Here is a 12,203-nt window from a genome sequence, read left to right as displayed (position 1 = left end):
CGAACCCGCATGATCCTTCAACAAGCCCTGCGACGCGAGCTTGCCTACACCGCCGGGGCGGTGTTCCTGGTGATGCTGACCTTCATGCTCACCTCGCTCGTGATCCGCATCCTGGGAATGGCTGCCAGCGGCAAGGCCAGTCCCAACGACGTGCTGATGCTGATCGGCCTGGCCACCATCGGCTACCTGTCGATCCTGCTGTCGGCCACGCTCTTCATCTCCACCCTGATCGTGCTGACGCGCTGGTACAAGGATTCGGAGATGGTGGTGTGGTTCTCGGCGGGCATCTCGCTGCGCGACCTGGTCAAGCCGGTGCTGCAGTTCGCGGCACCCTTCGTCGTGCTGGCGCTGCTGCTGGGCATGTTTGCCTGGCCCTGGGCCAACCAGCAGAGCGCGCTGTTCCGCGACCGCTTCGAGCAGCGCGGCGTGATGTCGATGATTGCCGCGGGGCGCTTCATCGAGCCGGCCAAGGCCAACTACGTGCTGTTCATCGAGGGCATGGATGCCGACATGAAGTACGCGCGCAATGTCTTCGTCGCCAACTCCGAGGCCGACAAGATCGGCGTGGCGCTGGCGCACCAGGGCAAGTTCGAGACCATGCCCAACGGCGACCGCCTGGTGGTGATGGAAAACGGCCGCCGCTACTCGGGCACGCCCGGCCAGATCGACTACCGCATCGTCGAGTTCGAACGCTACGCGGTCAAGGTGGACAACAAGGCTCCCGAGTCCGAAGCCAAGCTGCCACCCAAGAGCCGCGACACCATCGAGCTGATCCGCAACCCCACGCGCGAGAACCTGGGCGAGCTGATCTGGCGCATCTCGCTGCCGATCCTGGCCTTCAACTTCGTCATGATCGCAATCCCGCTGGCCTACGTTAACCCGCGCCTGGGCCGCTACACGCCGCTGGTGTTCGCGGTGCTGATCTACCTGACCTACAGCAACCTGATCAACCTGACGCAGTCCTGGGTGCGCTCGGGCGCGATCCCGTTCTGGCTGGCGTGGTGGCCGATCCACCTGGCGGTGTTCCTGGGGGCGCTGCTGCTGTTCCGCTACCGCCAGAACCGCAGCCTGGGCGGGTGGCGCGCCGTGTTCGGCCTGCGCAGGCGTGATGCCGCGGCCACCGGAGGCCGGGCATGAGGATCCTGCGCGTCTACGAACGCTACTTCGGCCGGCTGGTCTATGGCGTGTTCGCCTTCATCCTGTTTGCGGTGCTGTCCCTGTTCGTGTTCTTCGACATGCTCAACGAGCTGGAGAACGTCAACAACCAGTACACCTCGCTGGTCGCGCTGTTCCACGTCCTGCTGCAGGCACCCACGCGGGTGTATGAGGTGCTGCCGATCGCGGTGCTGATCAGCGCGATCTATGTGTTCTCGCAGCTGGCCAGCCAGTCCGAGTACACCATCTTCCGCGTGGCCGGCCTGAACACGCGCCAGGCGCTGTTCTCGCTGTTCAAGCTGGCGGTGCCGCTGGCCATCGTGACCTTTATCTTCGGCGAGTTCATCGGCCCCCGCGCCGAGCAGTACGCGCAGAAGATCAAGCTCGAGGCGATCGGCGCAACCGTGTCGTCGGGCTTCCGTTCCGGCGTCTGGGTCAAGGACCGCGACAAGGATGCCGCCACCGGCGGCGGCGAGATCACCCGCTTCGTCAACGTGGCGGGGTTGCGGCCGGACCAGACCATCACCGGCATCACCATGTATGAGTTCGACCCGCAATACCGCCTGCGCGTGATCCGCGTGGCGCAGGAGGGGCGCTACCAGGGTGGCCAGTTGTGGGAGCTGCAGGGCGTCAACGAGACCCGTTTCATCGAACTGGCGCCCCCGGCCCAGGGCGCGAAGCCGGCACGCGATTCGCTGGCCCCGGATTTCCGCGCCGAGCAGGTCAAGTTCCCGCGCGTGACCATGCATTCCGAGCTGACGCCGCAAATCCTGTCGGTGCTGCTGGTGACGCCTGAGCGGATGTCGACGCTGGACCTGTTCCGCTATATCCGCCACCTGCGCGACAACAAGCAGGACACGCAGCGCTATGAGATCGCCTTCTGGAAGAAGGTGATCTACCCGCTGACGCTGTTCGTGATGATGGCGCTGGCCCTGCCCTTCGCCTACCTGCACGCCCGTGCCGGCGCCGTCGGCGTGAAAGTGTTCGGGGGCATCATGCTGGGGCTGTCGTTCCACTTGTCGAACACGCTGTTCTCGCACGTCGGCCTGCTGCACACCTGGCCGCCGATCATCTCGGCACTGGTGCCAGGCACGCTCTACCTGATGGTGGCGCTGCTGGCGCTGCGCTGGGTGGACCGGCACTGAGGGGCGGGCTGCCATGACCGCACCCACCCGGGCCCTGGTCCTGTTTGCGCATGGCGCGCGCGACGCGCGCTGGCGCGAGCCGTTCGACCGCCTGCAGCAGAAGGTGGCCGCTGCCCTGCCCGGGTGCGAGGTGCGGCTGGCGTTCCTGGAGCTGATGACGCCCGCTCTGCCCGACGCGCTCGCCGACCTGGCAGCGCGCGGCGTGTCCGACGCCACCGTGGTGCCGGTGTTCCTGGGCCAGGGCGGCCACCTGCGGCGCGACCTGCCAGCCTTGCTCGACCAATGCCGGCAAGCGCATCCCGGGCTGCGCATCCATTGCGCGACGGCGGCGGGCGAGGCCGATGCGGTGCTGGATGCAATGGCCGCATACTGCGTTGCCTCAATGCCCGCAAGCGGCCAGCCCTGAGCAGAAACGTGGTCCCCGATGACAAAAGCCCTGTGCCGGCATGCCGGCACAGGGCATTATTCTAGTGGCGCGCAGCGCGCTCAGGCAGCGCGCGGCGTCTGCACGACAGTTTCGCCCACGCCTTCGCGCGGCGTTTCGGTAGCCCGCGCAGCCAGCGCCGCCCCGATCATCAGCAGGCTCGGCTGCACCGGATCGATCCAGGCAGCGGCCTCGCCTGCTGCCATCCGGCCCAGCGTGAATTCACGGCTACGCTGGCGCGGCGTGCTGGCGGCTTCCACCACCCACGCCGGCGTCGACGCCGGCTTGCCATGCGCGATCAGCTGCGCGGCAATCGACGCCGCCTGGTCGCGGCCCATGTAGTAGACCAGCGTATCGGCCTTGACCGCCGCTTCGATATCGGCCGAGCCCTCGCCATCCGCAGCCTTCGCCTGCGTGGCAAACGCCACGCTGCGCGACACACCGCGCTTGGTCAGCGGCTTGCCGATCGCCGAAGCAGCCGCCAGCGCCGCAGTGATGCCCGGCACCACTTCATACTCGATGCCAGCGGCTTCCAGCGCCTGCAGTTCCTCGTCGGCACGACCGAACAGCATCGGGTCGCCGCCCTTCAGGCGCACCACGCGCTCGTACTTGCCGGCCAGGTCGACGATCTGGCGGTTGATGAACAGCTGCGCGGTGGAGCGCTGCCCGCAGCGCTTGCCCACCTCGACCAGCTCGGCCTGCGGACACCAGGCCAGCATCTCCGGCGCTACCAGTGCATCATGCAGCACCACCTGGGCTTCGCCCAAAAGCCGTGCACCGCGCACCGTAATGAGGTCTGCCGCACCGGGGCCTGCCCCGATGAGGAACACCTTGCCGTAAGTCTTCTGCGCCTGCTTGTCCATCTGCTGCCCCTTTCCTGTCGTTACCGATCAGGAGAACGCACGGATCATGCCTGCGGCCACCGTGTGGTTGGTCGCTTCGTCGATCAGCACGAAGGCGCCCGTTGCCGGGTTGTCGCCGTATGCATCGCACACGATCGGCTTCTGCAGCGAGATCTGCACCGAACCGATGTCGTTCAGGCGGATATCGTGGCGACCGGTCTCGTGCGACAGCGTGTGCACGTCCAGCACGCGGTCCACCGCCGACACGCGCGCGAACACGCTGGCCGTGGTGTGCTTGAGCACGTACTTGCGCGCCGGGTTCAGCGACTCGTCGTCGAACCAGCACAGGTCGGCCTGCAGCTTCTTTGCCGAAGCCGTGGTCGCATCGGCGGCAACAAACATGTCACCGCGTGATACATCGACGTCCTCGGCCAGGCGCACCGTGACGGTATCGCCGACGTTGGCCGATTCAGCGGCACCATTGGGCGTCAGCACTTCAGCCACCACGGCTTCGCGGTTGGCCGGCAGCACGCGCAGCTTCTGGCCCACGCGCACGGTGCCGGCTTCAATGCGGCCGGCATAGCCGCGGAAGTCGTCCGACTGCGAACCGTCCTGGCGGATCACCAGCTGCACCGGGAAGCGCAGCGCGGCGTCGTCCTCGGGCGCGGCCTCTTCCACCGGCAGTTCTTCCAGCAGCGGCAGCAGCGGCTCGCCCTGGTACCACGGCATGGCATCGCTCTCGTGCACGATGTTGTCGCCGCGCAGCGCGGAGACCGGCACGTAGCGCACGTCCTTGAGGCCCAGCTGCTCGGCCAGTTCGGTGTAGGCGGTGCGGATCTCGTTGAAGCGCTGTTCGCTGTAGTCGACCAGGTCCATCTTGTTGACGGCCACGATCACGTGCCGGATTTCCAGCAGCTTCAGGATCGCCGAGTGGCGCTTGGTCTGCGCCAGCAGCTCGGCACGGCCGTCGGTGACGGTGACGCGCGTGGCATCGACCAGCACGATGGCCGCGTCCGCGGTCGAGGCGCCGGTGACCATGTTGCGGGTGTACTGCTCGTGGCCCGGCGTATCCGCGATGATGAACTTGCGGCGCGCGGTCGAGAAGTAGCGGTAAGCCACGTCGATGGTGATGCCCTGCTCGCGCTCGGCTTCCAGGCCGTCGGTCAGCAGCGAGAAATCGATCTGCTCGCCGGCAGTGCGCTTGTTCTTGGCATTGGCCAGCGCGGTCAGCTGGTCCGACAGCACGGCCTTGCTGTCGTACAGCAGGCGGCCGATCAGCGTGCTCTTGCCGTCGTCGACGGAGCCGGCGGTGATAAAGCGCAGCAGGCCTTGATGGGTTGCTTGGTGAGTCATGTCTGGATCCTTTGCTGCGTGCGGCTTAGAAGTAGCCTTCCTTCTTGCGGCGTTCCATCGAGGCTTCGCTCGTCTGGTCGTCCATGCGGGTGGCGCCGCGCTCGGTGATCTCGGTCACCGCGGTCTCGGCGATGATCGTTTCCGGCGAATCGGCAACGCTGGCCACCGGGCAGGTGCAGCTGATGTCGCCAACGGTACGGAAGCGCACCGACAGCACTTCGCTGACGTCGCCGTCCTGCTTGGGCGTGATCGGCGTGACCGGCACCAGCAGGCCGTTCTTGCGCACCACTTCGCGCTGGTGCGAATAGTAGATCGGCGGCAGCGCCAGCTTCTCGCGGGCGATGTACTGCCACACGTCCAGCTCGGTCCAGTTCGAGATCGGGAACACGCGCATCTGCTCGCCCTGCGCCATGCGGGCGTTGTACAGGCTCCACAGCTCGGGGCGCTGGGCCTTGGGGTCCCACTGGCCGAACTCGTCGCGGAACGAGAAGATGCGCTCCTTGGCGCGGGCCTTCTCTTCGTCGCGGCGGGCACCGCCCATCAGCGCGTCGAACTGGTGCTCGCCGATGGTTTCCAGCAGCGTCACGGCCTGGGCCGCGTTGCGCGAATCGGTTTCCTTGCGCAGGCGCACGGTGCCGCGCTTGATCGAGTCCTCGACATGGCCCACCACCAGGCGCGCGCCCAGCTCAGCCACGCGCTGGTCGCGGAAGGCGATCACTTCCGGATAGTTGTGGCCGGTGTCGATATGCACCAGCGGGAACGGCAGCTCGATCTTGCGCTCGCCCAGGCGGAAGGCCTTCAGCGCCAGGTGCAGCATCACGATCGAGTCCTTGCCGCCCGAGAACAGCAGCGCCGGGTTGCGGCACTCGGCCACCACCTCGCGGATGATGTAGATCGACTCCGCTTCGAGGCGGTCGAGGTGATCGTTCTGTACTTGCAACAGGTGCGCCACGCTGCTCGTTTGCGTCAACCCTGCTTCTGCGATGTCGTTCATGATGCCCATTTTTGTACCCGGCCTCAATGCTTGATGTTCTGTTCGTGAAGCCCGCACTCTTTCGAGTCCTTGCTCTCCCACCACCAACGTCCCGCGCGCACATCCTCGCCCGCGCGCACCGCACGCGTACACGGCTCGCAGCCGATGCTGGGATAGCCCTTGGCGTGCAGGTCATTGATCGGCACGTTGTGGCGCTTCAGGTAAGCCCACACCTCCGGCTCGCTCCAGTCCGCCAGCGGGTTGAACTTGGGGATGCCGCGGGCTTCGTCCAGTTCCTCGAACGGCAGATCGGCGCGCGTGACCGCCTGCTCGCGGCGCTGGCCGGTCAGCCAGGCGTCGGCGTGCGAGAGCGCGCGGTTGAGCGGCTCGACCTTGCGGATGCCGCAGCATTCCTTGCGCAGGTCGATGCTGTCGTAGAAGCCGTTCAGGCCATTCTTCTTCAGGTAGTTCTCGACGGCCTCGGCGTCCGGCGTGAACTGCTCGATGCTGTAGCCGTAGTGCGCCTGCACCTTGTCCAGCACCGCCAGCGTCTCGGCGTGCAGGCGCCCGGTCTGCAGCGTGAACACGCGGATGCCGGCGCGCACGGCTTCGGTGCCGCGCAGGATCGCGTCGGTCAGCACCATGTCCTCGGCCGCCAGGCTCGAGGCAAAGCGCGCGCGGAAGAAGCGGCCGGCGATGCCCGCCAGGCGCTCGCCCAGTTCGCGCTCCTTCTGCTCCAGCGCGGCAATGCTGCCGGTGTATTCCGGCGCAACCCACAGCGCAGGCGGACGCAGCGCCGACGCCGCACCGGCGTCGACCACGGCGATTTCGCTCAGCACCGTGCTCATGCCGTTTCCTTCGGTTGCGCGCCAACCTCTGCCCGCGCGCGGCGGAACAGCGGCAGCGGCTCATCCACCGAAGCCTGGTAGGTCACGGTGAACTCGGTGAAGCCCTTGATGGCGTCCTCGATGTTCTTGTCGGCCCGCACCGCGAAGGCATCGAAGCCGCAGCGCTTCATGAAGTTGAGCTGGTCGCGCAGCACGTCGCCGATGGCGCGCAGCTGGCCCTTCCAGTGGTAGCGGGTGCGCAGCAGGTAGGCCGTGGAAAAGCCGCGGCCGTCGCGGAACACCGGGAAGTCCACCGCCACCAGCGCCACGCGCGCGAAGTACGCCTCGGCATCGCCCGGCTCGTCTTCCGGGGCCAGCCACACGCCGGTGCGGGCCGCGTCGCGGCCGGCCAGCAGCGCTTCGTTGGCCCTGAACACCGACAGCGGGAACAGCACCGCGTCCTGGCTTTGCACGGCCGCTGCGATCTGCTCGTCGGTCAGCGGCTGCTCGGCGGTGCCGCGCAGCACGGTCCAGGCGTCATCGACGATGACGGGGGCGACGGTAGCGCCGTCCTGTTGCAGTTGAATGATCTTTGCCATGTTCAGTCTCCGGTCCTCAGGCTTCAGCGCGCTCGCGCGGCTGCTTGTCGGCATAAACGCGCTCCTTGAACGGGACGATGCCGATGCGGGACAGGGTTTCGATAAAGCGTTCGTCTTCGATGCGGTTGGCCACGAAGGTGTCGATGATGCGGGTCACCACCTCGGGCATTTCCTCGGCGCTGAACGACGGGCCGATCACCTTGCCCAGCGCGGTCTGGTTGCCCTGGGCGCCGCCCAGCGTGACCTGGTACCACTCCGAACCGTCCTTGTCGACGCCCAGCACGCCGATATTGCCGACGTGGTGGTGGCCGCAGGCGTTGATGCAGCCCGAGATGTTCAGCGAGATCTCGCCCAGGTCATAGACATAGTCGAGGTCGTCGAAGCGGTCCTGGATCGCCTGCGCGATAGGGATCGACTTGGCGTTGGCCAGCGAGCAGAAATCGCCGCCCGGGCAGGCGATGATGTCGGTCAGCAGGCCGATGTTCGGGGTGGCCAGGCCGGCCTTCTTGGCCAGTTGCCACAGCGCGTACAGGTCCTGCTTCTTCACGTCCGGCAGGATCAGGTTCTGCTCGTGCGCGACGCGCAGCTCGCCGAAGCCGAACTGGTCAGCCAGGTCGGCCACGGCTTCGATCTGCGCGTCGGTGGCGTCCCCCGGGGGCGAGGCCACGCCCGGCTTGGTCGACAGCGTCACCGCGGCGTAGCCCGGCACCTTGTGGCCGTGCACGTTGCGGCTGACCCAGCGCGCAAAGGCCTTGTCTTCCAGCAGGTGGTTCTCGTACGAAGCATCGGTGTCGGCCAGCTTTTCATAGGCGGGCGGCGTGAAGTACTGCGCCACGCGGTCGAACTCGGCCTGCGTGAGCGTGGCCGGGCCGTCCTTGCTGTGCTGCCACTCTTCCTCGACTTCCTGCGCGAACTTCTCTGCGCCGATGGCCTTCACCAGGATCTTGATGCGCGCCTTGTACTTGTTGTCGCGGCGGCCATAGCGGTTGTACACGCGGATGGCCGACTCGACGTAGGACAGCATGTGCTGCCACGGCAGGTCGTCCTTGATGATCGTGCCCAGGATCGGCGTGCGGCCCAGGCCGCCGCCGGCCAGGATGCGCAGGCGCGTTTCGCCTTCGGCGTTCTTGTAGGCGTAGATGCCGATATCGTGCATCTGCACCACGGCGCGGTCATTGGCCGAGGCCGAGATGGCGATCTTGAACTTGCGCGGCAGGAAGGCGAATTCCGGCTGGAAGGTGCTCCACTGGCGCAGCAGCTCGGCCAGCACGCGCGGGTCCACCGACTCGTCCGGCGCGACGCCGGCGAAGTGGTCGGTGGTGATGTTGCGCACGCAGTTGCCCGAGGTCTGGATGGCGTGCATCTCGACGCTGGCCAGCTCGGCCAGCACGTCGGGCACGCGCTCCAGCTCCATCCAGTTGTACTGGATGTTCTGGCGCGTGGAGAAGTGGCCATAGCCGCGGTCGTACTCGCGCGCGATATGGCCCAGCTTGCGCATCTGCTTCGACGACAGCAGGCCGTACGGAATCGCCACGCGCAGCATGTAGGCATGGCGCTGCATGTACAGGCCGTTCTGCAGGCGCAGCGGCAGGAATTCTTCCTCGGTCAGCTCGTCGGACAGGCGGCGGCGCACCTGGTCACGGAACTGGGCGACGCGCTCGGCGACGATGCGCTGGTCATATTGGTCGTACTGATACATGGCGGGGTCCGTTCAGTATTCGTTGAATTCAGGAAACGAGCTTGATGGCGACCAGCGTCAGCGTGGTCGCCAGTGCGGCACGCACCAGCCGTTCGGGCAGCGCCCGCGACAGTTGCGCGCCCAGCCAGATGCCGGGGATCGAACCCACCAGCAGCGCCAGCAGCAAATTCCAGTCGACCGTGCCGAGCCACACATGGCCCAGCCCGGCAAGCGCCGTCAGCGGGACGGCGTAGGCAATGTCGGTGCCGGCCACTTCAGCCGGCTTCATATGGGGATACAGCAGCAGGATCAGCGTGGCGCCAACCGCGCCGGCGCCGATCGACGACACCGTCACCAGCACGCCGATCACGGCGCCGACCACGATGGTGGCAATGACCTGGGCGCGGCCGTGCAGCTGGAAGCGCGGATTGCGTTCCAGCCAGGCCAGCATCTGCTTGCGGAACAGCAGCGACAATACGGTCAGCAGCACCGACACGCCGATGGTCACGCGAATCGCGTGCAGCCACTGGGCGTTGAGCTCGCCGGCGCTCTTCAGCACCAGGATGGCGGCCACTGCCGCCGGCAGGCTGCCGATGCACAGGCGCCGCACCACCTGCCACTGCACATGGCCGTGGGCACGGTGCGCGATGGTGCCGAAGCCCTTGGTGATGGCGGCGAAGGCCAGGTCGGTGCCAACCGCGGTGGCCGGCGAAAAGCCGAACAGCAACGTCAGCAGCGGCGTCATCAACGAGCCCCCACCCACCCCGGTCAGACCGACGAGGACGCCTACAAACAGACCGGAAACCGTATAGGCAACAGACATGGGGGACTCGGTGGGAACCTGGCCCGTGGATCTCGCATCACAAAGTGGCTGCTGCGAGAGGACGCACTGAGGGCTGGCCATTAATTAACAAAGTTCGAGAATCGTAATAAACTGGCCTCATACCTCAAACTAATAAGAAGTTGTTTGTTTATACGAACCCAGATATATGAACCTGCACCAGTTTCGCTTCGTGCGTGAGGCCGTCCGACAGAACTACAACCTGACTGAGGCCGCCAAAGCGCTCTACACGTCACAACCCGGCGTGTCCAAGGCCATCATCGAGCTGGAAGAAGAGCTGGGCGTCGATATCTTTACCCGCCATGGCAAGCGCATCCGCAGCCTGACCGAGCCGGGCCGCCGCATCCTGAGCTCGGTCGAGAAGATCCTGCAGGAGGTGGAAAGCCTGAAGCGCGTCGGCATGGACTATGCGGCACAGGACCAGGGCAACTTCACCATCGCCACCACCCACACCCAGGCGCGCTACGCCCTGCCACGGGTGATCAGCGAGTTCACCAAGCGCTACCCCAAGGTGCGGCTGTCGATCCAGCAGGGCAACCCGGCGCAGATCGCCGACATGCTGCTGCACGACCAGGCCGATATCGGCATCGCGACCGAAGGCATCTCCGCCGACAAGAACCTGGTGTCGCTGCCGGGCTACCAGTGGACCCATATGGTGATTACGCCACCCGAGCATCCGCTGCTCGACAAGAAGCACCTGGCGCTGGAAGACCTGATGGGCTACCCGCTGATCACCTACGATGCCAACTTTGCCGGCCGGACCAAGATCGACAAGGCCTTCGCGCTGCGCCACCTGGAGCCGGACATCGTGCTGGAGGCCATCGACGCGGACGTGATCAAGACCTATGTGGAGATCGGGCTGGGCGTGGGCATCGTCGCCGGCGTCGCCTATGATGCCGAGCGCGACCGCAACCTGCGCGGCATTTCGGCCGGCCACCTGTTCGGCAGCAACGTGACCCACCTGGCCGTCAAGCAGGGGGCCTACCTGCGCAGCTTTGTCTACACCTTCATCGAGCTGTTCTCGCCGACGCTCAACCGCAAGCTGGTTGAGCAGGCTATGTCCGGCGAACACGAAGCCTACGAACTCTGAGGACGGTCCGCCGCCGCCTCTCCCTATATAAGAAGCAAACCCAACCATGCATCTGCTGCCCATCACGCCCTGCCGGCCGGAGGCCCTGTGAGCGACCTGCCCCGCATTCACTGGACCGAGGACGGCGTCGAGCGCAGCGCCGCCTGGCGCTCTGAAGCCGGCCTGCCGCCGCCGCGCCGCGTGGTCATCGCCGACGACACCACCAGCGCCGACACCGCCTATCGCCTGGCCTGCGAGGGCACCGCGCTGCTGTGGCGCGGCGACTTCCAGAACGCGCGCCAGCTGCTGCACGCGCTGGCCCGCCGCACCGAGCGCAAGCCCAAGAAGGCCAGCCGCCCCGGCCAGAAAGCCAAGGACAAGGCCAAGGGCGGGGCCGTTTCGCCAATCGAGGCCTTCAACCTGCACCGGCTGGCCCAGTCGCAGCGCGCCCGCACGCTGGGCATGCTGCTGCTGCCGTTCAATGCCAGCCACGAGGTGCCGCTGCGCCGCGCGCCGGATGTGCGCGACGCCTGCGAACAGGTCTACGGCCCGGCCAGCGAGCCCTACGTGGCATCGATGCGCGAGCTGCTGGGCATGATCGGCGCCTATGAATGGCGCAAGAAGGGCGTGGAGATCCCGGCGCTGGAAGACCGCATCCACCCCTGGTACGGCGTGTTCTCGCCGGTGCGCGGCGAGTATGTCGACCTGGCCGCGACCGAGCCGCTGCCGGCCAAGACCCTCGCCTTCGATATCGGCACCGGCACCGGCGTGCTGGCCGCGGTGCTGGCCCGCCGCGGCGTGCAGCGCGTGGTCGCCACCGACCAGGATCCGCGTGCGCTGGCCTGCGCGCGCGAGAACATCGCCCAGCTTGGCTACACCGGGCAGGTCGAGATCGTCCAGGCCGACCTGTTCCCCGAAGGCCGGGCCCCGCTGGTAGTGTGCAACCCGCCCTGGGTGCCGGCCCGGCCCAGCTCGCCAGTGGAGCGCGCGGTCTACGACCCTGACAGCGCCATGCTGCGCGGCTTCCTGCAGGGGCTGGCCGAGCATCTGGCGCCGGGCGGCGAAGGCTGGCTGCTGCTGTCGGACCTGGCCGAGCATCTCGGCCTGCGTCCGCGCGAGGAACTGATGGGCTGGATCGACGCCGCCGGGCTGAAGGTGCTGGGCCGCTCCGATATCCGCCCGCGCCACCCGCGCGCGACGGATGCCGCCGACCCGCTGCACGCGGCGCGTTCCGCCGAGGTGACCACGCTCTGGCGCCTGGGCGTGCGCTGACCAGCACGGCCGTGGCGGGGCGCAG

The 12,203-nt window shown here is 66.8% G+C and carries 12 protein-coding genes; 5 read left to right on the top strand and 7 right to left on the bottom strand.

Annotated features, from left to right (window positions below; translation table 11 throughout):
* Positions 1 to 9: 9 nt before the first annotated feature.
* From lptF to AC3WVS_RS17595, 3 genes are read left to right on the top strand one after another with little or no spacing between them, the layout of a single operon-like run.
* The gene (gene lptF / locus AC3WVS_RS17605; protein ID WP_492319695.1) at positions 10 to 1,137 is read left to right on the top strand and encodes an LPS export ABC transporter permease LptF; all 1,128 of its coding nucleotides are present in this window, start codon (positions 10 to 12) and stop codon (positions 1,135 to 1,137) included.
* Positions 1,134 to 2,300, top strand: coding sequence for an LPS export ABC transporter permease LptG (gene lptG / locus AC3WVS_RS17600; protein ID WP_492319694.1), 1,167 nt, complete (start codon positions 1,134 to 1,136; stop codon positions 2,298 to 2,300). Before lptF ends, lptG begins: the two co-directional genes overlap by 4 nt.
* Positions 2,301 to 2,313: 13 nt before the next feature.
* On the top strand, positions 2,314 to 2,706 hold the full coding sequence (locus AC3WVS_RS17595) for a sirohydrochlorin chelatase (protein ID WP_010814940.1): 393 nt from the start codon (positions 2,314 to 2,316) through the stop codon (positions 2,704 to 2,706).
* A gap of 80 nt (positions 2,707 to 2,786) precedes the next feature.
* Here AC3WVS_RS17595 and cobA read toward each other — a convergent pair whose 3' ends face one another.
* From cobA to AC3WVS_RS17560, 7 genes are read right to left on the bottom strand one after another with little or no spacing between them, the layout of a single operon-like run.
* Positions 2,787 to 3,587, bottom strand: coding sequence for a uroporphyrinogen-III C-methyltransferase (gene cobA, locus AC3WVS_RS17590; protein ID WP_010814941.1), 801 nt, complete (start codon positions 3,585 to 3,587; stop codon positions 2,787 to 2,789).
* 27 nt (positions 3,588 to 3,614) lie between these two features.
* Positions 3,615 to 4,919 carry a sulfate adenylyltransferase subunit 1 gene (locus AC3WVS_RS17585; protein ID WP_492319693.1) on the bottom strand — a complete coding sequence of 435 codons (1,305 nt, stop codon included), beginning with the start codon at positions 4,917 to 4,919 and terminating at the stop codon, positions 3,615 to 3,617.
* A gap of 25 nt (positions 4,920 to 4,944) precedes the next feature.
* Positions 4,945 to 5,922 carry a sulfate adenylyltransferase subunit CysD gene (gene cysD, locus AC3WVS_RS17580; protein WP_492319692.1) on the bottom strand — a complete coding sequence of 326 codons (978 nt, stop codon included), beginning with the start codon at positions 5,920 to 5,922 and terminating at the stop codon, positions 4,945 to 4,947.
* A 14-nt stretch (positions 5,923 to 5,936) separates the two neighbouring features.
* On the bottom strand, positions 5,937 to 6,740 hold the full coding sequence (locus AC3WVS_RS17575; RefSeq protein WP_492319691.1) for a phosphoadenylyl-sulfate reductase: 804 nt from the start codon (positions 6,738 to 6,740) through the stop codon (positions 5,937 to 5,939).
* On the bottom strand, positions 6,737 to 7,318 hold the full coding sequence (locus AC3WVS_RS17570) for a DUF934 domain-containing protein (RefSeq protein ID WP_492319690.1): 582 nt from the start codon (positions 7,316 to 7,318) through the stop codon (positions 6,737 to 6,739). Before AC3WVS_RS17570 ends, AC3WVS_RS17575 begins: the two co-directional genes overlap by 4 nt.
* Positions 7,319 to 7,334: 16 nt before the next feature.
* Entirely contained in the window at positions 7,335 to 9,017 is a 1,683-nt protein-coding gene (locus AC3WVS_RS17565) for a nitrite/sulfite reductase (RefSeq protein WP_492319689.1), read from the bottom strand.
* A 28-nt stretch (positions 9,018 to 9,045) separates the two neighbouring features.
* Positions 9,046 to 9,819, bottom strand: a complete 774-nt coding sequence (locus tag AC3WVS_RS17560) for a sulfite exporter TauE/SafE family protein (protein ID WP_492319688.1) — start codon at positions 9,817 to 9,819, stop codon at positions 9,046 to 9,048.
* Positions 9,820 to 9,985: 166 nt separating this feature from the next.
* Here AC3WVS_RS17560 and AC3WVS_RS17555 point away from each other — a divergent pair, with 166 nt between their 5' ends.
* Together AC3WVS_RS17555 and AC3WVS_RS17550 are read left to right on the top strand one after the other, a co-directional pair.
* Entirely contained in the window at positions 9,986 to 10,927 is a 942-nt protein-coding gene (locus AC3WVS_RS17555; protein ID WP_010814948.1) for a CysB family HTH-type transcriptional regulator, read from the top strand.
* Between the two features lie 87 nt (positions 10,928 to 11,014).
* Positions 11,015 to 12,178, top strand: a complete 1,164-nt coding sequence (locus AC3WVS_RS17550; RefSeq protein WP_492319687.1) for a methyltransferase — start codon at positions 11,015 to 11,017, stop codon at positions 12,176 to 12,178.
* Positions 12,179 to 12,203: the final 25 nt, after the last annotated feature.

The sequence above is a fragment of the Cupriavidus sp. CPT47-8839-RL05A genome (genome assembly GCF_058792255.1).
This window is presented reverse-complemented; position numbering and strand designations above follow the sequence as displayed.